This window comes from Streptococcus fermentans (assembly GCF_040888305.1).
Classification (GTDB): Bacteria; Bacillota; Bacilli; order Lactobacillales; family Streptococcaceae; genus Streptococcus; species Streptococcus fermentans.
This window is the reverse complement of record NZ_JBFNFG010000030.1, coordinates 1-315: the sequence shown is the minus strand read 5'-3', so window position 1 is coordinate 315 and position 315 is coordinate 1. Positions and strand designations below refer to the sequence as shown.

At 37.1% G+C, this 315-nt stretch carries 1 protein-coding gene; it reads left to right on the top strand.

Going from position 1 to position 315, the window contains the following annotated elements; genetic code table 11:
• On the top strand, positions 1-315 hold a 315-nt coding region (locus tag AB2B50_RS09700; protein WP_320693337.1), incomplete at both ends, for a hypothetical protein.

The window sequence follows — 315 nt, the reverse complement described above, 5'->3', positions numbered from 1 at the left end:
GATTCAGATACTGACTCAGAAATTGATTCAGATACGGATTCAGATACTGACTCAGAAATTGATTCAGATACGGATTCAGAAACTGACTCGCTTACTGATTCTGATACTGACTCTGACACTGATTCAGATACTGATTCAGAAATTGATTCAGATACAGATTCACTTACTGATTCAGAAACTGATTCGCTTACTGATTCTGAGATTGATTCAGATACAGATTCACTTACTGATTCGCTTACTGATTCTGATACGGATTCAGAAACTGATTCGCTTACTGATTCTGAGACTGACTCAGAAATTGACTCTGACACTGAT